This window comes from Afipia sp. GW823-FHT06G09, assembly GCF_058794875.1.
In genome coordinates this window covers 843,982-865,125 of the sequence record NZ_JBXAHF010000001.1, presented here as the reverse complement: position 1 = coordinate 865,125, position 21,144 = coordinate 843,982, and the positions used below count along the sequence as shown (strand labels likewise).

Sequence of the window (21,144 nt, the reverse complement as noted above, 5' to 3'; positions counted from 1 at the left end):
GGTCGACGCGCGAAGCGCGGCGGGTGAGGGGGGACGGGGCGCGCGTTGCGGAGGCATGTAACCCCCTCACCCCAACCCTCTCCCCCACGGGGAGAGGGGGTAAATCGAGCCGGTGGCAGACCTTAAATTTTACGTGTGCCATCCTCATGATCAGATACGCTCGATGTCTTTGGTGCCGAACAGGCCATAAGGCTTGATCATGAGGATGATGATGAGGGCATAGAACGGCGCGATCTCGAACAGATTTCCCCAGTGCAGGTATTCGCTGTCGACGAAGTGCGCGAGGTTCTCGAGCAACCCGATGATGATGCCGCCGATCACCGCGCCGCCGACACTGTCGAGGCCGCCGAGGATCGCCGCCGGGAACACCTTGATGCCGTAGGCGGCAAGGCCGGCCGACACGCCGTTGACAACGGCGACGACGACGCCGGCCACCGCGGACACCGTGGCGGAAATCGCCCAGGCCATCGCGAACACGCTTTTCACCGAGATGCCGAGCGACTGCGCGACCTGCTGGTTGAAGGCTGTCGCGCGCATGGCGAGGCCATACTTCGAGACCTTGAAGAACCACGCCATGCCGCCCATCATCGCCACCGAGACCGCGAGGCTGAGAAGATAGACGGTCTGCACCTGCAATCCGAAGATATTGACGAGCTTGGTGTGGAAGACCGGCGGGAACGGCTGCAGGTTGACGCCGAAGATCCATTTCATCAGCGCCGAAAACACCGTGGACAGCGCGATGGTCACCATGATGACGGAGATGATCGGCTCGCCGATCATCGGGCGCAGGATCACGAGCTGGATCGCGATGCCGAACAGGAACATGAATACCAGCGTGATCGGCATGCCGAGATAGAACGGCACCTGATACTTGGTCAGCAGCCACCAGCACACCCACGCGCCGATCAGCAGCAGTTCGCCCTGCGCGAAGTTGACCACCTGCGTGGCCTTGTAGATCAGCACGAACGACATGGCGACGACGCCATAAAGGGTGCCGACGACAAGGCCGTTGATGAGGAGTTGGATGAGAAGCTGGGTGTTCACTCGGCGGCCTCCGCCGTCTTGTTTCGGGTTTCAAGGTCGATCACCGGCAGGGTGCAGCGGATGCGCTGGGTGGTGCCGTCCTGGAAGCGGATCACGGTGTCGATGTCGATGTCGGGTCTGTCGCCGTAGATGGCGTTGATGATGTCGCCATACTTCTCGTTGATGACGGTGCGGCGCACTTTTCTGGTGCGGGTCAGTTCGCCGTCGTCGGCATCGAGTTCCTTGTAGAGCAGCAGGAACTTGGAGATGCGCTGCGCGGGCGGCAGCGTGGCGTTGACCGCCTCGACTTCCTTGCGGAGCAGCTCATAGGTCTCGGGCCGCGAGGAGAGGTCGGTATACGTCGTGAAGGACAGCCGGTTCTTCTCCGCCCACTTCGAGACGATGGAGAAGCGGATGCAGAGCATGGCCGCGAGATAGTCGCGGCCGTCGCCCAGCACCACGGCTTCGGCGACATAGGGCGAGAACTTCAGCTTGTTCTCGATGTATTGGGGCGAGAAACGGTCGCCGCGCGAGGTCTGCGCCAGGTCCTTGATGCGGTCGATGACCACAAGCTGGTTCGACTTGTTGAAATAGCCCGCGTCGCCGGAGTGCATCCAGCCGTCGCGCATGTCGGCGGCGGTGGCGGCCTCGTTCTTGTAGTAGCCGGAGAACATGTTCGGATGGCGCACCACGATCTCGCCGACGCCGTTAACGTCGGGATCGCGGATTTCGATCTCGATATTCTCCGCCATCGACACGCCGGTGGTGTCGGGATCGACCTCGTCGGGCTTGTGCAGCGTGAACGCGCCTAGCGTTTCGGTCTGGCCGTAAAGCGTGCGCAGCGGCACGCCCATGGCGCGGAAGAACTTGAAGGTGTCAGGACCCAGCGCCGCGCCGCCGGTGGCCGCGGAACGCAGCCGCGAAAAGCCGAGGCGGTCGCGCAGGGCGCGGAACAGCAGGGTGTCGGCCAGGGCCGAATGCTTGCCTTCGGCCAGCGCGGCAAGGCCCGATTTCATGCCGATATCGTAAAGCCGCTGCTTGAGCGGCGAGGCATCCATCACGCGGGCGCGGACATCGGCGGCAATGGCTTCCCAGATGCGCGGTGCAAACAGCACGAAGGTCGGCGCGATCTCGCGGAAGTCGTTCATCATCGTGTCCGGCTCTTCGACGAAGTTGACCTTCATCCGCGAGAGCAGACCTTTGCCGAGCGCGTAGACCTGCTCCATGATCCAGGGCAGGGGCAGCACCGAGACATACTCGTCGTCCGGGCCTTTGGGATCGAAGGCGAGATAATTCGCGCAGTGGCTGAGCACGCGGCCAGCCGCCAGCATGGCGAGCTTGGGGTTCGACGTGGTGCCTGACGTCGTGCAGAGAATGGCAACGTCATCGCCTTTGGTCGCGTCCACCAGTTGATCGTAAAGCTGCGGCTCGCGCGCGGCGCGGTCGCGGCCCATCTTCGCCAGCTTGTCGGCGTCGAGCAGGCGCGGATCGCTGTATTTGCGCATGCCGCGCGGATCGGAATAGACGATGTGCTTGAGATGCGGCGCGCGGTCGCCGAGTTCGAGCAGCTTGTCGACCTGCTCTTCGTCCTCGGCGAAGACGATCTTGGTCTCGCCGTAGGTCAGGAGATACAGCACTTCCTCGGGCAGCGACTCGCGGTACATGCCGAGCGACATGCCGCCGACGGCATGGGCTGCGATTTCAGCGGCGACCCAGTCCGGCCGGTTGTCGCCGATAATGCCGATCACGTCGCCGCGCTTGATGCCGAGTTCGATCATGCCCAGCGTGAAATCACGCACGCGGTTCTGATAGTCGTTCCAGGTGAAGACGCGCCAGAGACCGAAGTCCTTTTCGCGCAGCGCAATCTCTTTGCCGTGCTCCGCCGCATTGAGCCGCAGCATCTTGGGGTAGGTGTCGGCCTGTGCGACGCGGCCTGCATAGTCCATCATGCCGTGGCCTCCGCGACAGGATTGGTGTCGTCGAGCGCATCGAGCACTTCGTCTTCCTCGCCGAGATAGGCCTTGCGCACATGCGGATCGTCCAGCACGTCGGCAGGCAGGCCTTCGGCGATCTTGCGCCCGAAATCCAGCACGGTGACGCGGTGGGAAATATCCATCACGACGCCCATGTCGTGCTCGATCATCATCACCGTCATCCCGTACTCTTCATTGAGATCGACGATGTAGCGGGCCATGTCTTCCTTCTCTTCGAAATTCATGCCGGCCATCGGCTCGTCGAGAAGAATGAGTTTCGGCTCCAGCGCCATGGCGCGCGCGAGTTCGACGCGCTTGCGCAGGCCGTAGGAGAGGGTGCCTGCGGTCGCCTTGCGCACGGACTGCAGGTCGAGGAAGTCGATGATCTCTTCCACCTTGCGGCGGTGTTCGAGTTCCTCGCGCCGCGCGCCGGTCAGCCAGTAGAGCGAGCCGGTGATGAAATTGTTTTTCAGCAGGTGATGCCGCCCGACCATGATGTTGTCGAGCACGGTCATATGGTGGAACAGCGCGAGATTCTGGAACGTGCGGCCGATGCCGAGCGCGGCACGCGCATTCGGCTTCAGCCCCGTGATATCGCGGCCCTGATAGAAAAGCTGTCCTTCCGTCGGGGTGTAGCGGCCGGAGACGCAGTTGACGATCGAGGTCTTGCCGGCGCCGTTGGGGCCGATGATCGAAAACAGTTCGCCTTCGTTGACGCCGAAGCTCACATCGGTCAGGGCGCGCACGCCGCCGAACCGTAGTGAGACCCCCCGCACCTCCAATGCGTAAGCCACTCAATTCCTCCCAGATACGGCGCTTGGCGCGCTCTTTATCTACGGTCCGATAACCACGGGCCCGATCCTATACCGGGGGGCCCTGGCAAGCCATTCTACTATTGATGTTTTGCGCCGCAGGACGCATTTGCCGTAGCCGTCCTTACGGCAATCCGCGACATTGAAATGTCTTGTGCCTGACAATTCATTGGGCAATTTCACAGCGTGCGCGGTATACCAAAGGACGGTTTACTGCGTCGCAGCATGACGCGAAGGACGATCGAGACAGCATGGTTTCTGCGGAATACCTCAAGCGCATTGCGGTCTGGTCGCGCGGCCTGAACGAGCGGGAAATCGAAGTCGCGCGTGCTGGCGTGATCGAGAAATCCTTCAGCGCGAATGAATTCATCTGCATGCGCGGGGATCATTTCGAATACTGGATGGGCGTGGTCACCGGGCTGGTGCGGATCGGCACCGGTTCGCGCGACGGCAAGGCGGTCAGCTTCACCGGCATGACCAACGGCGCCTGGTTCGGCGAAGGAACCGTGCTCAAGAACGAGGCGAGGCGTTATGACGCGGTGGCCCTGCGCGACACCCGCCTGGCGCTGATGGACCGCGCCACCTTCGTCTGGCTGTTCGAGAACAGCGTGGCGTTCAACCGCTTTCTGGTGGGGCTGTTGAACGAGCGCCTCGGGCAGTTCATGGGTCTGGTCGAATACGGCCGGATGCTGGATGCGAAAGCCCGCCTCGCGCGCTCGATCGCGTCCCTGTTCAATCCGATCCTGTATCCGGATCATTCGCGCCATCTCGACATCACGCAGGAAGAACTCGGCGCGATTTCCGGCATCTCGCGGCAGAACGCCAACCAGTGCCTCAAGACGCTGGAGAAGGAAGGGCTGCTCCGGCTCGAATACGGCGGCGTGACGGTGGTCGATCTGGAGCGGCTGCGCGGGTATGGGGAGTAGGGCGAAGCGGCACGGCTTCACTCCGCCCACTCCAGATCAGTTGTGAACACAATCGACAGCCAGCGGTCGGGCGTGTCGTTGCCGATGGCCTCGCCGATCTCGTCGCGGATCTTGTCCCATTCCTCGAGACGCTTGGGCGGCAGGCCGGCCGGAACGATGAAGTACAACTCGATCTGCCGGCCACGGCCGACGCGCGCGACATAGGCCCGGTAGGACAGGAACTGATAGCGCAGCACGATCTGCCGGGCGATCTCTTCAACGTGCTGCATCAGATCGGGCGGCGTGACCAGCAGGGCGTCCGCAAGCGCCTGACGCACGGTGCCGATCGGGATTGGAATGACAATCAGACAGACGATCGCCAGCGCGGCGGGGTCGATATAGGGCGACATCCATTTCAGGCTGGTGCCCTGAATCATGTAGCCGAAGACAAAGGCGGCCAGCAGGGCGGCCGTCAGCGCCGCCGACATCATCCATGCCTTGGCGTCGAGGGCGACGAAGTTGGACCGGATGGTCCGGTTGGCCCTGAGGTCGAAAATCGCCATGCCGATTGCGGCGAGCGTTATCACGATGGCGTAGATGATCGCCTGATCGAAGGCGAGTTCGCGCCCTCCCGCCAGGAGGCTGCCGATGGCGGTGATCAGCGCATAGATCGCCGCGCCGATCAGCAGGATGCCGTTCAGGCCGAGAACCATCGGCTCCAGATGCCAGAAGCCCATGGTGAACTGCGCGATGAACCGGGATTTGGAGCCGCCTTCGCGCGTGGATGCCGCGATCAGGTTGGACACCAGCAGAGCGAGGATCGTCATGACAGCGTCGATCAGCGCATAGACGCCGTCGAAAACAATCGCGTAGGAGCCCGACAGAAGGCCGAACAGAATCCCCATCCCGGCGAGAGCCAGGGTCACGGCGATCGACAGGCGCAGAACGCTTTGTTCAGTCCTCATGCGAATGCATCCGCAATTCCGCGGCGTAATTTCTACGCCGCGGGGCGGACGATATCACACCTCGAGCCATTCCTTGCGGATGGCCTGATTGGCCTTGAGCTCGGCCGGGGTGCCCTCGAACACGATCCGTCCATGGCCCATGACGTAAAGCCGATGGGAGATGCGCATGGCGATGGAGAGCTTCTGTTCGACGAGAAGGATCGCCACGCCGCGCTTTGCGATTTCCGCGATCAGGTCGCCGACCTGCTGCACGATCAGCGGCGCCAGACCTTCGGTCGGCTCGTCGATCATGATGAGTTCGGGATCGCCCATCAGCGTCCGGCAGATGGTCAGCATCTGCTTTTCGCCGCCGGACAGCACGCCCGCGGCCGTGTCGGCGCGCGCCTTGAGATTCGGGAACATCTCGAGCATGTCCTCGAGCTTCCACTTGCCTGGACGCTTGGTGTCCTTGATCCCGAGCAGCAGGTTCTGCCGCACGGTGAGGCCGGGGAAGATATCGCGATGCTCCGGCACGTAGCCGAGCCCGAGATGCGCGATCTTGTAGTTCGGCAGACCGGCGATGTCCTGGCCCTTGAACTTGATGGTGCCGTGGGGCGGCACTTCGCCCATGATCGCCTTGACCGTGGTCGAGCGCCCGACGCCGTTGCGCCCGAGCAGGCTGACGACCTCGCCGGCGCCGATGTGCATATCGACGCCCTGAAGGATGTGGCTTTTGCCGTAATAGGCGTGCAGATCCTGGACTTCCAACATCACGCAGCCTCCTCGCCGAGATAGGCTTCCTTGACCTTCGGACTGTTACGGATTTCCTCGGGCGTTCCGGATGCGATGATATGGCCATAGACCAGCACCGAGATGCGGTCGGCGAGGCCGAACACCACGCTCATGTCATGCTCGACGATCAGCAGCGTCTTGCCGACGGTGAGGCGGCGGATCAGATCCACTGCACGCTCGGTCTCGGCATGGCTCATGCCCGCGGTCGGCTCGTCCAGCAGGATGACATCGGCGCCGCCCGCGATCGTGATGCCGATTTCCAGCGCGCGCTGTTCCGCATAGGTCAGAAGACCGGCCGGGATGTCGCGCCGCGAGGTGAGGCTGATGTCTTCCAGAATCTGCGCGGTGCGCTCGCGCACTTCCGGCAGTTTGTCGACGCTTTTCCAGAACGCGTATTTATGTCCCGTCGCCCACAGCACGGCGCAGCGCAGGTTTTCCCACACCGTCATGTTGGCGAAGACGTTGGTGACCTGGAAGCTGCGCGACAGGCCGCGCCGGTTGATCTGGTAGGGCGCGAGGCCGTCGATGCGCTCGCCGCGCATCAGGACTTCGCCGCTGGTGGGCGCCATGTAGCCGCTGATGAGATTGAACGTGGTCGATTTACCGGCGCCGTTCGGGCCGATCAGGGCATGGCGTTCGCCCTGCACCACTTTCAGATTGAGGTCGCGGATCACCTTGGTGATACCGAAGCTCTTCTGAACGTCGCGGATTTCGATGGCGTTGGGCTTCACATCCGAGGTCATGCTGCCAACTCCTTCGCACGTGCTACGGTCAGCGCCTCGTCCCAGGCCACGGCGACCCGCCTCCATGTCATGCGTGCAACGATGAAGCCGCCGACGATGAGGATCAGCGACGTGGCCCATGTCAGCGGGCTTGCGGCATTGAACGGAATGCCGAACGCCTTGATGTTCGGATCTTCCATCGGATTCATCGTGTAGTGCACGATAGATTCGATCCCGAGCATCAGTCCGATCATCAGCGCAAGCGTGGGGACCAGCGCCACGGCATAGGACGGCAGCACGCTGCCGAGTGTGCCGCCCCTGATGAGCGGGCGATGCATCATCAAAAGGCCGGTGATGCCGCCGGGCGCGTACATCACCACCGCGATGAAGAACAGGCCGAAGTAGAGCTGCCAGACCGTCGTCAGGTCGCTCAGGCCGAGCGAGAGAATCGTGACGAAGATCGCGCCGACGATCGGGCCGATGAAGAACCCGATGCCGCCGATATAGGCCGCGAACAGCACCGTGCCGGACTGCACCGCGCCGAGATAAGCGGAGTTCGCGATCTCGAAGTTGATGGCGGCGAGCGACCCTGCGATTCCGGCAAAGAAGCCCGAGAAGCAGAACGCGATATAGCGGACCACATGCGGATCGTAGCCGACGAACTGCACGCGTTCCGGGTTGTCGCGAACCGCGTTGCACATCCGTCCCAGCGGCGTGCGGGTCAGCGCATACATCGCGATCATGCAGATCAGCGTCCAGGCCGCGACCAGATAGTAAATCTGGATTTGCGGGCCGAAGTTCCAGCCGAAGAAGCTCAGCAGCTTGGTGCGGTTGGCCGAGATGCCGGCTTCGCCTCCGAAGAACGTCCGCAGGATCAGCGCGGAGGAGGCGACCAGTTCGGCGACGCCGAGCGAGATCATGGCGAATGCAGTGCCTGAGCGTTGTGTCGACACCCAGCCGAGCAGGATCGCGAACACGAGGCCCGTGAGTCCGCCGATCAGCGGCACCAGCGGCAGCGGGATCGCCCACTTGTTGGCGCCGATGATGTTGATGGCGTGAATGACGAGGAAGCCGCCAAGGCCGTAATAGACCGCGTGGCCGAACGACAGCATGCCGGTCTGGCCGAGCAGGATATTGTAGGACAGCGCAAAGATGATCGAGATGCCGATCAGGCTGAATGTCGTCAGCGCGCCGCCGGAGCCGAAGACCTTCGGCAGCACGAGCAGGAAGATCGCGACGGCAGCCCACAGCCCGTAGAACTTGAGATTGTCGGCAGCGGTCGGTGGCGGCGGCGCGGCGCGTGAGGTGATGTTGCTCATGTTTCACGCGTCCCCAAAAGACCCATCGGACGGAGCGCGAGGATCAGCACCAGCAGCACATAGGGCATGATCGGCGCGATCTGCGCCACAGTGACGTTCCAGATGTCCGAGAGCCATGTTGATGCATAGGCAGGGCTTAGCGGACCGAACACTTCTGACAACGATCCGTTCATCGACACCGCGAAGGTCTGCACGAAGCCGATCAGAAGCGAGGCGATGAATGCGCCCGGCAGCGAACCGAGCCCGCCAACCACCACGACCACGAACAGGATGGGTCCGAGAAGACCGGCCATGTTCGACTGGGTGACCAGCGCGGGGCCTGCGATCACGCCGGCGACTGCCGCCAGCGCGGTGCCGACACCGAACACCATCATGAAGATGCGTCCGACGTTGTGGCCGAGATGGCCGACCATGTGCGGATGGGTGAGGGCGGCCTGAACGATCATGCCGACCCGCGTCCGCTTCAGCACGACCAGCAGCGCGATGAAGATGGCGATCGACACCAGCAGCATGAACATCTTGTACGCGGGGTAGTTGGTCGAGAAGATCGTGAAGGCCGGGAAATCAAGCAGCGGCGGCACGCGGAAATCGACCGGGCTCTTGCCCCAGATGATCTGCACCACTTCCTCGATCGCGAATGCGAGGCCGAAGGTGAACAGCAGTTCGGCGACATGGCCGTTGCGGTGAACCTGGCGCAGGCCGTAGCGCTCGACGCCCGCGCCGATGATCCCCGCGAGGATCGGTGCGATCAGCAGGGCAGGCCAGAACCCGAACCACCGGCTGATCTGAAATCCGAAGAATGCGCCGAGCATATAGAAGCTCGCATGCGCGAAGTTCAGCACGCCGAGCATGCTGAAGATGACCGTCAGGCCGCTGGCCATCAGGAACAGCAGCATCCCGAACAGGACGCTGTTCAACGTGGATATGACGATAAGCTCGAGCACGACCCCAGCACTCCCCCCGGATACGTGAAGGTCTCGTGTTCACCCCGGCGCGGGCCGGGGCGAACACAATCAGTTGGCGAAAAAGCCAGCTTGCAGTGACCTCTTATGGGCGGGTCATCTTGCAGGTGGTCGGCAGGATGGTCTTGTCGGTCTCGATCTTGGCGACACCCTTCCAGCCCCAGCCGGTCTTCTCTTCGTCGAACGGCTCCTTGTTCTTCAGTTCGCCGAACTGGGCGACATACATCGGCTGGAAGAACTGGTGGTCGTCCTTGCGCATGACGCCCTTGCCGCCGGTGAAGACCTCGAATTCCAGGCCTTCGAGGGCTGCAGCGACCTTCACGGGCTCAAGCGATTTGGCCTTCTCGGCCGCCGCCGCGAACATCCGCATTTCGTTTGCTGCGCGCGGATACCAGAAGGTCTGGCCAGCATACTTGGCGCGGAACGCCTTCTCGAACTCGATCGATTCCTTGTGGTCGATGTTGGCGTAGCCTTCGACGATCGTGAACACCTGATCGTTGAGGTTGCCCTGCTTGATCGCGGTCGGGCCGCCGGCGCCGCCTGCGTAGTAGGTGTACCAGCCCACCTTGAGGCCGGCGTCAGCCGCGGCCTTCAGCAGCAGTGCGAAGTCCTGGCCCCAGTTGCCGGTGATCACGGTGTCGGCGCCCGACGCCTTGATCTTCGCAATGTAAGGCGCGAAGTCGGTGATCTTCAGCAGCGGGTGCTTTTCGTCGCCGACGATCTCGATGTCAGGACGCTTTTCTTTCAGCATCGCACGCGCCGTGGTGCGCACGGATTCGCCGAACGAATAATCTTGATTGATGAGGTACAGCTTCTTGATGGAGGGAACGCCCTTCATGTAGTTGGTGAGGGCTTCCATCTTGATGTCGGAATTCGCGTCCCAGCGGAAGTGCGCAAAGCTGCACTTGTCGTTGGTGAGGATGGGGTCTACCGCGGCGTAGTTGAAGTAGAGCACTTCTTTGCCGGGGTTGCGTTCGTTGTACTTGGTGACGAAGTCACTCAGCGCGCCGGCCACGGAAGAGCCGTTGCCCTGGGTGAGGTAACGCACGCCGGAGTCGATGGCCTTCTGGGCCTGGATCAAGCTTTCCTGCGGGTTGGTCTTGTTGTCGAGCGGAACGATTTCGACCTTCTTGCCGAGAATGCCGCCCTTGGCGTTCAGTTCATCGGCCAGATACTGAAAGGTCTTGAGGCCGACTTCGCCGACGCTGGCGCCGCCGCCCGAGAGCGGGTCGATATAGCCGATTTTCACGGTGTCCTGCGCCATCGCCGCTCCGCCCAGCATGGGCAGTGCGAACGCCGCAGCCATCATCAATTTACGCATTCTCATCTCCCTAAATTCTCTTTGAGAACAGCCTGTTTGAGTGGGCGGACAAGATCCTGATCTGAGGATTTTGATCTTGTGCCGTCCGCGGCCATTTCGTGCGGCGGATTGTGGTCCAAGGGCCCGCAGGCTGCAAGCCCCGGTCTTGGGCAGGATGGAGAATGCTTAATTTGCCTGTCCCGGCGTGCACGTGATAGGGCGCCGAACCGTCCCGCACCCGCAGTCAGCCCGCGCAAAATTGCGCTGGGTGACAGTTGTATTTTTCTCCGAACTGCTCTTTGGTGATTTCGCGAGCGGGGATTTTGTATGCCAGCGTTGATGAAAGAGTTGCGGCCGGCGCGGCCGCGGTTTGGGGTTGCCCGTGGCTGCCCTGCCGTTTGATCTGAAAGGCAAGCGCGTTTTTGTGGCAGGCCATCGCGGGATGGTCGGCAGCGCCTTGGTGCGCCGGCTTGCGCGCGAAAACGTCGAAATCCTCACCGTTTCCCGCAAAGAACTCGATCTGCTGGATCAGGCGGCGACCAACCGCTGGTTTGCGGCGATGCGTCCGCAGGTTGTATTCCATGCGGCGGCAAAGGTCGGCGGTATCGTCGCCAACAACACCCTGCGCGCGGAATTCATCTACGAGAATCTGCTGATCGCGACCAACGTCATCCACGCCGCTCATGTGCAGGGTGTCGAAAAGCTACTGTTTCTCGGCTCTTCCTGCATCTATCCGAAACTGGCGCCGCAGCCGCTGCGCGAGGATTCGCTGCTGACGGATACGCTCGAGCCGACCAATGAGCCCTATGCGATCGCCAAGATCGCCGGCGTCAAGATGGCGGAAGCCTATCGCGATCAATACGGCAGCGACTTCATCAGCATCATGCCGACCAATCTTTACGGCCCCGGCGACAACTATCATCCCGAATACAGCCATGTTGTCGCTGCGCTGATCCGCCGCTTTCATGAAGCGAAGGAAACCGGCGCGCCGGAAGTGGTGGTATGGGGCACCGGCACGCCGCGCCGCGAGTTTCTCTATGTCGACGATATGGCCGACGCGTCGATCCACCTGATGAAAAATTATTCCGAGGGCGGCCTGATCAACGTCGGCTCCGGAGAAGATATTTCCATCGCCGATTTCGCGCATGTCGTCGCCCGCACCGTCGGCTACACCGGTAAGATCGTGTTCGACACCTCGAAGCCCGACGGCACGCCGCGCAAGCTGCTCGATGTTGGCAAACTCGCCAGGCTTGGATGGCGGGCCTCGACCTCCCTCGATGACGGGATGAAGCTCGCCTACCAGGCGTACCTGGACGAGCGGTCTCCGTAGTCCGTTTTCCGCAGAGCGAAACGGAACGGCCGATGACATCGCTCGTTGGTTGCTTACCTGTCGTTCTGGAATGGCGATGAGCGATACCTACGATCTTCAGCGTTTTGTCGAGGCACAGCAGCCGGTCTATCCGCGCGTGGTGTCGGAGCTGCGCGCGGGCCGCAAGCAGAGCCACTGGATGTGGTTCATCTTTCCGCAGATCGAAGGTCTCGGGCATAGCGCAATGGCGCAAAGGTATGCCATCGGTTCGCGCGCGGAGGCGGTGGCTTACCTGGAACATCCGCTGCTCGGGCCGAGGCTGCGCGAATGCACGCGGCTGGTGAACGCGGTTGCCGACAAGGATATCCATGCGATCCTGGGGTCGCCCGACGACATGAAATTCAAATCGTCGATGACACTGTTCGCCAGGGCTGCTGCCGACAATGCAGACTTCGCCGCAGCTCTCGACAAATACTACGGCGGCGAATTCGATGCGGCGACAATCGCACGGCTTTGAGCGACAATGAGGCCGGGAAAGCAGACATGAAGCAGACGCCGGTTGTTGTCACCGAGGTTGAAACCATCGCCACCGCGACGCTGACAGTGCCGACGCGGGGCGAAGGCTTCATCGACATCACGCACGAGGTCGCGCGGTTTCTGGCGCAGGCCGGCGGTGCGACAGGGACCGTGACATTGTTCATCCGGCATACGTCCGCATCCCTGACCATTCAGGAGAATGCCGATCCAGATGTGCTGGCGGATTCGCTCACCTCGCTGCGGCGTCTCGCGCCCGCCGATGGCGGCTGGCGTCACACCGTCGAAGGTCCGGACGACATGCCTGCGCATATCAAGACCATGCTGACCTCGGTCAGCCTGCAAATCCCGGTGATCAACGGCGCGCTCGCGCTCGGCACCTGGCAGGCGATCTATCTGGTCGAGCACCGCGCGCGGCCGCACAGCCGCGAGGTGGTGATGCAGTTTATGGGGCGGTGAACGAAACTCATCCGTCATTGCGAGGAGCGTAAGCGACGAAGCAATCCAGCCTTTTCGAAGAATGGATTGCTTCGCTTCGCTCGCAATGACGACAGGGGAGCGACGAAGCTCCTAACTCGCCGCACTCGCGGTCTTGCCTTCGGTCTTTTTCTTCTTCGGTTTCGGCAATGTCGCCTCGGTGCCGATGATCTCGTTGCGCGCAAGCTCGGCGATCTCGGCCTCGCCGAGACCGAGGACCTCACGCAGCACCTCGTGATTGTGCTGGCCCAGCGTCGGCGCGAGATGGGTGATCGGATAGGGCAGTTCTGAATCGCCCTCGCGATAGGCGACCGACGGCAACAGATGCGGACCCATAAACGGCCGGTCGCTCGGCTGCCAGTGTCCGGTCTTGAGCAGATGCGGATCGCTGGCGAGATCCTGCGGCAGTTTCGCGATGCCCGCGGGAATGCCGGCCTTCTGCAATGTCACCATCGCAATGTCGGGGCGCACGTCGGCGAGCCAGTGCCGGATCGCGACCTCGATGGAATCTTCGTGTTCGCGCCGGCCTTCCACCCTGGCGAGTGCGGGATCGTTGGCGAGGTCCGCACGCCGCATCACGCCGCAGAGCGCTTTCCACTCGTCATTGTTACGGACTGCGAGCGTCAGCCACTGATCGATGCCGAGCGTCGGGAAACATCCGTTCGGCACATACTGCGGATGGCGATTGCCGATGCGCGGGCTTGTCGCGCCGGTGGCCGATTGTTCGAGGATCGACGGCGCAACCATCGGCAGCATGCATTCGACCTGGCTGAGATCGATGTGCTGGCCTTCGCCCGTCTTGCGCTGATGCATGAAGCCGAGCAGTAGTGCGGCGGCGCCGTTCAGTCCGCCGATCGGATCGCCGATCGCCGCATGCAGCATCACCGGCGGATCGTCCGGGCCGCCGGTCACTGACGGCAAACCGGAGGCTTGTTCCAGCGTCGAGCCGTAGGCGCGCACGCCGCTCCATTTTCCGGTCATGCCGAACGCGGGCATGGTGACCACGATGAGCCGCGGATTGATCTTCAGAATGTTTTCGACACTGAGGCCCAGGCGCGGCATCACGTCGGCGGCGTAATTGTCGATCACGGCATCGGCGTCCTTCATCAGCCGCTTGAGCAGCGAAAGGCCGGTCTCGGTGGTGAGGTCCAGCGTGATGCCGCGCTTGTTGCGGTTGTTCATCTGGAACCAGTAGGTCTTCTCGTAGGTCCGCTCCTCATGATAGGGCGGGCGCGTGTCGGTGCCGCGGAACCAGTCCGGATACTGGCACGACTCCACTTTAATAATGTCCGCGCCGAGATCGCCCATCTGGCGGGTCGCGGTCGGACCCGCCCATCCCATGGTGAGATCGATGATGCGCAGACCTTTCAGCGGCAGCGCATCCTGCGTGGTTGCCGCGCGCGTGGCCTTGCGCTGATGCGCGGGCAGGGTCGTCTTGTTGTCTGCGCCAGGGAGCGGTGCGCGTCCGTTGGGCTTGGGCCGTGAGCGGGTCAGATATTGCGGCAGCACCGGACCTTCGAACGACGCGGTGCCTATCTCGACCGTGCCGAACGCGCCGCGTTCGCGGTGCACGTCCTGTTCCAGCAGTTCCTTCATGTCTGGCACCACCGCAAGCGGCAGCCGCAGCTCGATGCCCATCTCGAACCATTCCAGCGCAGTCTTCTTCAAGAGCGCCGGTGTGATGATCGCCTTCAGTTCGTCCGCATGCATGAAGCGGCCGATGGTCGCCGAATATTTCGGATCGGCGCCAAGCTCAGGCATGTCGAGCATCTTGCAGAACGCGACCCACTGTGCAGGCGTGACCACGGTAACGCCGAGCCAGCCATGCTTGGTGACGAAGTTGCCGGACGGATAGCCACGGCCGAAGCGATTGATGCCGGGGCGCGGGCGGGTGAAGCCGGATTCCAGCGCCAGTCCGGTGTCGAATTCGCTGATATGAAGCATTGCTTCGAGATTGTTGACGGCGAAGCGGCGTGCGCCGTGTTCGTATCCGTAAAGACCTGCCAGGCTCGGAATGAACGCGGTCAGCCCGCCGACCACGCCGATCTGGCCGTCGCGCGGCAGCACCGGCGGGCCTTCGACAGGGCCGACGAGTTTCACGAGGCCCGCGAGACTGCGGCACACCGAGTCGGTGGCGAGATAGTTGCGATAGGGGCCATGCTCGCCGAACCATGAGATCGCGGTGATCGCGAGGCCGGGATCGGCCTTGCGCAGGCGGTCGTGCGAGATCTGCGATGCCTTGATCTCGTCGGGATGCCGCGCATCCAGCAGCAGATCAGCGCCGGCGAGCAGGTCGAGAATCCGGGTCGCGCCGTCCGGCGTTTCGGCATCGGCGATGATGCTCTGCTTGTTGGTGTTGAGCCAGGCGAAGGTGAGGCTCTCGCGTTTTCCGCCGCCTGCATCGGTCAGCGGCGGAATGCGGCGGCCGGGATCGCCGCCCTGCGGTTCGATCTTGATGACCTCCGCGCCGAAATCCGAAAACAGCTTGCCGCAATAGCCGAGCGTATCGCCCGATCCGAGTTCAACGACGCGCACCCCTGACAGTGGCAAGTTCGGCATATCCACCCCGGTCTATTTGCGGCGCACAACAATCGTGCGCGCATCTTTTCCGGTTGTCTTAGCAAGGGTGGCCGCGTTCGGCAAAGCCGGGAGCCATGTTCTATTCAGCGGGACGGTGCCGCGTTTTGCAGACGTGGCGGCGACGCATTCAGAACTGTTGCCATCGCGCTGATCAGCGGCTTCATGAAAAAGGATTCGTTGGCGGGATAAATGTCGGTGCGCAGGCCATAGGCTTTCAGTTCATCGGACACCACGGGGCCGACCGACGCCACCGGCGTCTGTGCGAGCCCCGCGCGCAGTTTGTCTTCGCAATTGTGCGCGCGCGCGACGTCGACCAGACGCCGCACCTGGCCGGAACTCGTCAGCGCGATGGCATCGACGCGGCGCTGCGCCATCTCGTCAATTGCGGCAACGATATTGGTGTCCGCCGCCTGTCCGTCATAGATGTAGGGCAGCACGGTTTCGACCGTCGCGCCATATGAGGTGATCGCGCCGATCAGTTTGCTGTGGTCCTTGTCGGGATAAAGCTGCAGCCCGACGCGGTGGCCTTTCAGGTCCTGCTGCGCCAGCATGGCGGCGACTCCTTCCGATGTCGGCGTCTCCGTCTGCACATTGGCCTCGAGGCCGATCTCGCGCAGCGCGCGCACCGGCTTGGGACCGCGCGCGTACCGCTTCGCTTTGGCAATGGCGGCAATGAAATCCTGATCCAGGCCGATGCGCTGCGCGACCTTCATCATGCGCCGCAGACCTTCGCCGGTCATCAGCACCAGATCGTCGAACGGTTTGGCGATGAACAGCCTGATCCAGGCTTCAACCGGGGCGGGGTCCGGCGCATCGCGGATGGTGAACATCGGACATTGCAGCACATTGGCGCCCTGTTCCTGCAGCAGGCGCGAAAACTGCGCTTCCTCGCGCGTTTCCAGAATCAGGATGCGATAACCTTCAAGCCTGCCAGCCATATGGACCCGTTTGCGGCGAATGTGATGAGGCGCAGCCTATTGCTCTCATGACCCCCATGCCAGCCTGTTTTGCATGCGGGATTGGCGAAATTGTTGCGCGGATGTTAGAGAGGGCTCCGCCCGCCGTACGCTGTCCCAAACCGAAAAAATCCCCCATGTCCGCACAGCAATTCGTCCTGACCCTGTCCTGCCCGGACCGCCCCGGCATCGTGTCGGCGGTCTCTACCTTCCTGTTCGCCAACGGTCAGAACATTCTCGACGCGCAGCAATACAGCGACACCGAGACCGGCAGATTCTTCATGCGGGTGAGCTTCGATTCGCCTGCTGCGAAGGCGGACCTCGCCGCGCTTCATGCCGGGTTCGGCGTGATGGCGAAGCCGTTCGACATGGTCTGGCAGTTGCGCGACCGGGCCGTGCAGCAGCGCGTGCTGCTGATGGTGTCGAAATTCGATCACTGCCTTGCCGACATTCTTTATCGCTGGCGGCGCGGCGAACTGCCGATGACCCCGACTGCGATCGTCTCCAACCATCCGCTGGAGACTTACGCCGGGCTCGATTTCGCAGGCATCCCGTTTCATCACCTGCCGGTGACGCGCGCGACCAAGGACGAGCAGGAAGGCGCGGTCTGGAAAATCATCCAGGAGACGAAGACCGACCTCGTCGTGCTGGCGCGCTACATGCAGGTGCTGTCGGAGGACTTCGCTGGAAAACTTTCCGGCCGCTGCATCAATATCCACCACTCGTTCCTGCCGGGGTTCAAGGGCGCCAAGCCGTACCATCAGGCGCATGAGCGCGGCGTCAAGCTGATCGGCGCGACCGCGCATTATGTCACCAGCGACCTCGACGAAGGTCCGATCATCGAGCAGGACATCGAGCGCATCAGCCATCGCGACTCGCCGGAGGGGCTCGTGCGCAAGGGCGCGGATATCGAGCGCCGCGTGCTCGCCCGCGCGATCCGCTATCATCTCGAGGACCGCGTGATCCTCAACGGCCGCAAGACCGTGGTGTTCACGGACTGACCGCTATGCCGCCGTCAGGCGCCGTTCGATGTCCTCGACCGGATGGCTGGTCAGATCCTTGTCGATTTCGGCGATGATGCGGGCTCTCACATGGGCGTCGAATGCGCGGCGCAAATCCGCAAGTGCGCGCGGCGGGGCAACGATGACGAAGCCCGGGATGTCGCGATCTCGCGCCAGAGCCTCCAGCGCGTCCGCGATGGTTCGGGCAAATCGCTGCTCCCCGATCTCATGCCAGTCGGTCTGTTCGACCGAGCTGCGGCTGTTGCCGACGCTCTGGAAACTTCGGCCCGGCGGGCCCGATCCCTGGTCGCGCGTCGGCGGATTGTTGTTCTGAAAAACCTGCTCGGTTTTCAGACGGGGCGCGGCTCCGTTGCCTTCGTTGCGCAGGAAAAGGGCTTTGCGGCCATCGCCGACAATGACGTACGCGTTGTGGGGAATGCGAAGGAAGTCGGATTTGGTCATGTGGAAGTCTCCCATGCCTTGGAAACCAACCATTCCGTCCGGGTTTCGTTCCTGCGGGCGGCCCCGCGGTATCATCGGAATGGAGGGGGCTGGCCGCAATGTGGAAAAGTTGCTCGGTCTTGCTAACCCGATTGTGGTAGGGAGCGCTGCAAAAAGAGGCGCATGAGTCGATCCGGAGAACATGATGCAAAGGCCGAAGCCGCCGTTTCGCGCTGACCATGTCGGCAGCCTGCTGCGGCCGCAACGCATCAAGGAGGCGCGCGCGCGTTTCGCCAAAGGCGAGATCGCGGCCGCCGAATTGCAACGTGTTGAATCGCTTGAAATCGGCAAGATCGTCCAGAAGCAGAAACAGAACGGCCTGCGGCTCGCGACCGACGGCGAGCTTCGCCGCTCGTGGTGGCATTTCGATTTTCTGAAGCACCTTGCCGGCTGCGAGCTTCACAAGACCGGCGGCATTCAGTTCAACGGGATGACCACGCGCGGCGAAAGCATCCGCGTCACCGGCAAACTGGACTTTCCCGCCAGCCATCCGATGATCGAGCATTTCAAGCTGCTCAAGGACAAATGCGATCTGGCAGGCGTCGTGCCGAAGATGACGATTCCCTCGCCGTCGCTGCTGCATTATCGCGGCGGCCGCAGCGCCATCTCCCAGGACGCCTATCCGGAGATCGATGACTTTTTCGTCGATCTGGCGAAGACCTATCGCAAGGCCGTGCAGGCATTCTACGATGCCGGCTGCCGCTATCTGCAGTTCGACGATACGGTATGGGCTTATCTCTGCTCAGAGGATCAGAGGACGAAGCTGCGCGGACGTGGCGAGGACCCTGATGCGCTTCCGGCGGTCTATGCGCGCGTCATCAACTATGCGATTGCCGAGCGGCCCGCCGACATGACCATCACCACGCATGTCTGCCGCGGTAATTTCCGCTCGACCTGGATTTCATCCGGCGGCTACGAGCCGGTGGCGGAGACGCTGCTGTCGCGCGTCAACTACGACGGCTACTTCCTCGAATACGATTCCGAGCGCGCGGGCGGCTTCGAGCCGCTGCGCTTCCTGCCCACGGGCAGCAAGATCGTGGTGCTCGGCCTTGTGACGTCGAAGACCGGCGCGCTTGAGACGAAAAATGACATCCGGCAGCGCGTGATGGAGGCGGCGAAGCTGGTTCCGCTCGATCAGCTGGCGCTGTCGCCGCAATGCGGCTTCGCCTCGACGGAGGAGGGCAACATCCTCACTGAAGACGAGCAGTGGGCGAAGCTGCGCCTGGTCGTCGATGTCGCGAACGAGGTCTGGGGCAGGTAGTTCGCGAATGACTCTCGGCGATCATTGTGATTCCAGCTTCCTCAGTGCCCGCTCAGCACCAGCGTCTTGACCGGAAGCAGCAGCGCCTGAATCCGCAGCAGCATGGCATGCACGATGCCCACAGCGTCGACCGCGTGCAGCCAGATGCGCTGGCCCGTGCTGGTGCCCTTGGCTGAGATCACATCGTGATTGCTGGTGTAGGCATTGGCGATGCAGCTGCTGCCGGGCGTCACGCCGTCGAGGCCCCCCTTGTAGATCGGCTCCATGAAGACGAGGATCGACCCCGGCCGTTGCGTCTGCTGCGCCTCGAGCAGTTGCTCACCGCCGCGGAACTGGCCGGCGGCGATGAAGTTCTGCACGCTGGTGACGACCATCGGGATGACGACCCACGGCTTTGAAATGCAGGTGGCTTCGGCCACCATGCCGACCTTCATCACCTGGGCTTCGATCTGGCCGAACCCCGCCTGGAGCGAGCGCTGGCCTGCGCCTTCGGGAATGAGAACGCCGGCGGACCGGATCATCGGGTTGACGACATCGCCCGGCCGCAGGAAGAACTGCTCGACGCGGCCATCCACGCCGGCACGAATACTGGTCTTGTTCAGATCCACCTGCGCTTCGGCCAGCGCGGCTTCCGCGCTTGCTTTCTCGGCGGGGAGCAGCGAGGTGATACGGATCACTGCGGATTGTTTTGACGCCATGACCGCATCGAGCGAGCCCTGCCGCCCGGTCTGGATGACTTCAAGCTTTTCGATGTCCCGCTGCGGGACGATGCCGGGATTGCGCTTTTGCAACTCGCGCTTGACCTCGAGTTCATCAGTTGCCTGCTGCAGCGAGCTCTTGGCTTCCTGAATCTGGGCGTCGGCCTTCTGGACATCCGCCTGTGCCGCGATCATCGCGGCATCGACCTCCGCGATCTTGCGCTGTGCCGTTTGCAGCGCCGCTTCCTGCTTCGAACTGTCCAGCTTGAAGATGACGTCGCCCTTCTTGACCGGCGCACTGAAATCGACATTCACATCCGCGACGCGCCCGATTGTCTCGGGAACGAGCGGGACCGTCCGGTAATACAGGGTCGCGCTGGTGGTGGACGGATGGAAATAGAAAATGACGGTGATCAGTGCCACGGTCAGCAACACGCACGCGGTGATGCCCCAGCGCAGTTCGTACCAGACGGAGAACAGCGTGATCTCCTTGCCGATCCGCTTTCCTTGCGCATAGCGGCGATAAAGATAGTCAGGGAAGACCGTCAGCAGCGAACAGAGGATCAGCTCAAGCATGACGCGGCTCCTCGCTCTTGCCGGATGCGTCCGCAGGAGGCGTGTGGGTGTTTTCAATCGTCGGCTCGGACGGGTCGGGATCGGGCGGAATTCCGGCCATTTTCTGAACCGAGCCTGCAATGCTGCGCAGCGGCGTGCTGAAATCGGGCAGATCGACCAGGGCAAGCAGCAGCGCGATCACCCAGAACAGGTGATTGTGCGTAAACAGCGCGAGCAGGCAGAGCACGGCGACGATCTCGAACTGCAGCTTCTGTGACTTGTGCGCCATCCGCTCCGGCAGCGAATGGATTTGCAGATAGATGTTGCCGACGAACAGAATGGAGGCGAGCAGGATGATCCCGACGACCACCATCAGGACGTCGGTTTCACCGGGCGCTGTGATGAAGGACGGGAGATGGTGCGGCGCGGCTGGATGAAGGGACTCACTCAAGGCAGATCTCCGCTCACAAATGATCGTCAAAACAAGTGCAAAAATACCGGTCGATCGTCGGGCAGGCAG

Annotated in this window: 20 protein-coding genes; 6 read left to right on the top strand and 14 right to left on the bottom strand. The window is 62.4% G+C overall.

All coding sequences use genetic code 11. The features are described from left to right. Positions 1 to 150: 150 nt before the first annotated feature. The 3 genes from AC1Q67_RS04345 to AC1Q67_RS04335 are packed head-to-tail and all read right to left on the bottom strand — an operon-like array spanning position 151 to position 3,790. On the bottom strand, positions 151 to 1,044 hold the full coding sequence (locus tag AC1Q67_RS04345; RefSeq protein WP_492235062.1) for a branched-chain amino acid ABC transporter permease: 894 nt from the start codon (positions 1,042 to 1,044) through the stop codon (positions 151 to 153). After that, the gene (locus AC1Q67_RS04340; protein WP_492235063.1) at positions 1,041 to 2,972 is read right to left on the bottom strand and encodes a long-chain fatty acid--CoA ligase; all 1,932 of its coding nucleotides are present in this window, start codon (positions 2,970 to 2,972) and stop codon (positions 1,041 to 1,043) included. Before AC1Q67_RS04340 ends, AC1Q67_RS04345 begins: the two co-directional genes overlap by 4 nt. Then, entirely contained in the window at positions 2,969 to 3,790 is an 822-nt protein-coding gene (locus AC1Q67_RS04335; RefSeq protein ID WP_024574686.1) for an ABC transporter ATP-binding protein, read from the bottom strand. The genes AC1Q67_RS04340 and AC1Q67_RS04335 overlap by 4 nt, the downstream gene beginning before the upstream one ends. A gap of 269 nt (positions 3,791 to 4,059) precedes the next feature. Between AC1Q67_RS04335 and AC1Q67_RS04330 the strand changes: the two genes are divergently transcribed. Then, positions 4,060 to 4,734 carry a Crp/Fnr family transcriptional regulator gene (locus AC1Q67_RS04330; RefSeq protein ID WP_492235064.1) on the top strand — a complete coding sequence of 225 codons (675 nt, stop codon included), beginning with the start codon at positions 4,060 to 4,062 and terminating at the stop codon, positions 4,732 to 4,734. A gap of 17 nt (positions 4,735 to 4,751) precedes the next feature. Here the strand turns inward: AC1Q67_RS04330 and AC1Q67_RS04325 are convergent, their stop codons facing one another. The 6 genes from AC1Q67_RS04325 to AC1Q67_RS04300 form a co-directional block, all read right to left on the bottom strand. Beyond that, complete coding sequence (locus AC1Q67_RS04325; protein WP_024574688.1) at positions 4,752 to 5,678, bottom strand: cation diffusion facilitator family transporter; 927 nt, start codon at positions 5,676 to 5,678, stop codon at positions 4,752 to 4,754. A gap of 54 nt (positions 5,679 to 5,732) precedes the next feature. Then, on the bottom strand, positions 5,733 to 6,428 hold the full coding sequence (locus AC1Q67_RS04320) for an ABC transporter ATP-binding protein (RefSeq protein ID WP_492235065.1): 696 nt from the start codon (positions 6,426 to 6,428) through the stop codon (positions 5,733 to 5,735). Further along, positions 6,428 to 7,192 (bottom strand): ABC transporter ATP-binding protein, encoded by a 765-nt coding sequence (locus tag AC1Q67_RS04315; RefSeq protein WP_492235066.1) that lies wholly within the window; start codon positions 7,190 to 7,192, stop codon positions 6,428 to 6,430. The genes AC1Q67_RS04320 and AC1Q67_RS04315 overlap by 1 nt, the downstream gene beginning before the upstream one ends. Further along, positions 7,189 to 8,490: a branched-chain amino acid ABC transporter permease gene (locus tag AC1Q67_RS04310; RefSeq protein WP_492235067.1), complete on the bottom strand. Its 1,302-nt coding sequence runs from the start codon at positions 8,488 to 8,490 to the stop codon at positions 7,189 to 7,191. Before AC1Q67_RS04310 ends, AC1Q67_RS04315 begins: the two co-directional genes overlap by 4 nt. Continuing rightward, entirely contained in the window at positions 8,487 to 9,434 is a 948-nt protein-coding gene (locus AC1Q67_RS04305) for a branched-chain amino acid ABC transporter permease (RefSeq protein WP_492235068.1), read from the bottom strand. Before AC1Q67_RS04305 ends, AC1Q67_RS04310 begins: the two co-directional genes overlap by 4 nt. A gap of 103 nt (positions 9,435 to 9,537) precedes the next feature. Next, positions 9,538 to 10,773: a branched-chain amino acid ABC transporter substrate-binding protein gene (locus tag AC1Q67_RS04300; protein WP_492235069.1), complete on the bottom strand. Its 1,236-nt coding sequence runs from the start codon at positions 10,771 to 10,773 to the stop codon at positions 9,538 to 9,540. A 361-nt stretch (positions 10,774 to 11,134) separates the two neighbouring features. Here AC1Q67_RS04300 and fcl point away from each other — a divergent pair, with 361 nt between their 5' ends. The 3 genes from fcl (at position 11,135) to AC1Q67_RS04285 (ending at position 13,054) form a co-directional block, all read left to right on the top strand. Further along, positions 11,135 to 12,082: a GDP-L-fucose synthase gene (gene fcl / locus AC1Q67_RS04295; protein ID WP_024574694.1), complete on the top strand. Its 948-nt coding sequence runs from the start codon at positions 11,135 to 11,137 to the stop codon at positions 12,080 to 12,082. 76 nt (positions 12,083 to 12,158) lie between these two features. Next, a complete protein-coding gene (locus tag AC1Q67_RS04290; protein ID WP_492235070.1) occupies positions 12,159 to 12,578 on the top strand; it encodes a DUF1810 domain-containing protein in 420 nt (139 codons plus the stop codon). A gap of 26 nt (positions 12,579 to 12,604) precedes the next feature. After that, a complete protein-coding gene (locus AC1Q67_RS04285) occupies positions 12,605 to 13,054 on the top strand; it encodes a secondary thiamine-phosphate synthase enzyme YjbQ (protein WP_492235071.1) in 450 nt (149 codons plus the stop codon). A 111-nt stretch (positions 13,055 to 13,165) separates the two neighbouring features. On the opposite strand, the gene AC1Q67_RS04280 is transcribed toward AC1Q67_RS04285, so the two are convergent. Both AC1Q67_RS04280 and AC1Q67_RS04275 read right to left on the bottom strand, forming a co-directional pair. Then, entirely contained in the window at positions 13,166 to 15,631 is a 2,466-nt protein-coding gene (locus AC1Q67_RS04280; protein ID WP_492235072.1) for a CaiB/BaiF CoA-transferase family protein, read from the bottom strand. Positions 15,632 to 15,735: 104 nt separating this feature from the next. Further along, positions 15,736 to 16,590, bottom strand: a complete 855-nt coding sequence (locus AC1Q67_RS04275) for a uroporphyrinogen-III synthase (protein ID WP_492235073.1) — start codon at positions 16,588 to 16,590, stop codon at positions 15,736 to 15,738. 155 nt (positions 16,591 to 16,745) lie between these two features. On the opposite strand from AC1Q67_RS04275, the gene purU reads away from it, so the two are divergent. Further along, positions 16,746 to 17,609 (top strand): formyltetrahydrofolate deformylase, encoded by an 864-nt coding sequence (purU, locus tag AC1Q67_RS04270; protein WP_492235074.1) that lies wholly within the window; start codon positions 16,746 to 16,748, stop codon positions 17,607 to 17,609. 3 nt (positions 17,610 to 17,612) lie between these two features. On the opposite strand, the gene AC1Q67_RS04265 is transcribed toward purU, so the two are convergent. Further along, positions 17,613 to 18,071, bottom strand: coding sequence for a baeRF12 domain-containing protein (locus AC1Q67_RS04265; RefSeq protein ID WP_492235075.1), 459 nt, complete (start codon positions 18,069 to 18,071; stop codon positions 17,613 to 17,615). Between the two features lie 184 nt (positions 18,072 to 18,255). Here AC1Q67_RS04265 and AC1Q67_RS04260 point away from each other — a divergent pair, with 184 nt between their 5' ends. Continuing rightward, a complete protein-coding gene (locus AC1Q67_RS04260; RefSeq protein WP_492235076.1) occupies positions 18,256 to 19,371 on the top strand; it encodes a cobalamin-independent methionine synthase II family protein in 1,116 nt (371 codons plus the stop codon). Between the two features lie 41 nt (positions 19,372 to 19,412). Here AC1Q67_RS04260 and AC1Q67_RS04255 read toward each other — a convergent pair whose 3' ends face one another. Next, entirely contained in the window at positions 19,413 to 20,645 is a 1,233-nt protein-coding gene (locus tag AC1Q67_RS04255) for an HlyD family secretion protein (RefSeq protein WP_024574705.1), read from the bottom strand. Then, complete coding sequence (locus AC1Q67_RS04250; protein WP_024574706.1) at positions 20,638 to 21,075, bottom strand: hypothetical protein; 438 nt, start codon at positions 21,073 to 21,075, stop codon at positions 20,638 to 20,640. Before AC1Q67_RS04250 ends, AC1Q67_RS04255 begins: the two co-directional genes overlap by 8 nt. Positions 21,076 to 21,144 lie beyond the last annotated feature (69 nt).

Excerpts from the sequence above, each read along its gene's own strand:
- AC1Q67_RS04340 (WP_492235063.1), bottom strand. The coding sequence starts at position 2,972 with ATGATGGACTATGCAGGCCGCGTCGCACAGGCCGACACCTACCCCAAG.
- AC1Q67_RS04330 (WP_492235064.1), top strand. The coding sequence starts at position 4,060 with ATGGTTTCTGCGGAATACCTCAAGCGCATTGCGGTCTGGTCGCGCGGC.
- AC1Q67_RS04325 (WP_024574688.1), bottom strand. The coding sequence starts at position 5,678 with ATGAGGACTGAACAAAGCGTTCTGCGCCTGTCGATCGCCGTGACCCTG.
- AC1Q67_RS04320 (WP_492235065.1), bottom strand. The coding sequence starts at position 6,428 with ATGTTGGAAGTCCAGGATCTGCACGCCTATTACGGCAAAAGCCACATC.
- AC1Q67_RS04315 (WP_492235066.1), bottom strand. The coding sequence starts at position 7,192 with ATGACCTCGGATGTGAAGCCCAACGCCATCGAAATCCGCGACGTTCAG.
- AC1Q67_RS04310 (WP_492235067.1), bottom strand. The coding sequence starts at position 8,490 with ATGAGCAACATCACCTCACGCGCCGCGCCGCCGCCACCGACCGCTGCC.
- AC1Q67_RS04300 (WP_492235069.1), bottom strand. The coding sequence starts at position 10,773 with ATGCGTAAATTGATGATGGCTGCGGCGTTCGCACTGCCCATGCTGGGC.
- AC1Q67_RS04290 (WP_492235070.1), top strand. The coding sequence starts at position 12,159 with ATGAGCGATACCTACGATCTTCAGCGTTTTGTCGAGGCACAGCAGCCG.
- AC1Q67_RS04285 (WP_492235071.1), top strand. The coding sequence starts at position 12,605 with ATGAAGCAGACGCCGGTTGTTGTCACCGAGGTTGAAACCATCGCCACC.
- AC1Q67_RS04280 (WP_492235072.1), bottom strand. The coding sequence starts at position 15,631 with ATGCCGAACTTGCCACTGTCAGGGGTGCGCGTCGTTGAACTCGGATCG.
- AC1Q67_RS04275 (WP_492235073.1), bottom strand. The coding sequence starts at position 16,590 with ATGGCTGGCAGGCTTGAAGGTTATCGCATCCTGATTCTGGAAACGCGC.
- purU (WP_492235074.1), top strand. The coding sequence starts at position 16,746 with ATGTCCGCACAGCAATTCGTCCTGACCCTGTCCTGCCCGGACCGCCCC.
- AC1Q67_RS04265 (WP_492235075.1), bottom strand. The coding sequence starts at position 18,071 with ATGACCAAATCCGACTTCCTTCGCATTCCCCACAACGCGTACGTCATT.
- AC1Q67_RS04260 (WP_492235076.1), top strand. The coding sequence starts at position 18,256 with ATGCAAAGGCCGAAGCCGCCGTTTCGCGCTGACCATGTCGGCAGCCTG.
- AC1Q67_RS04255 (WP_024574705.1), bottom strand. The coding sequence starts at position 20,645 with ATGCTTGAGCTGATCCTCTGTTCGCTGCTGACGGTCTTCCCTGACTAT.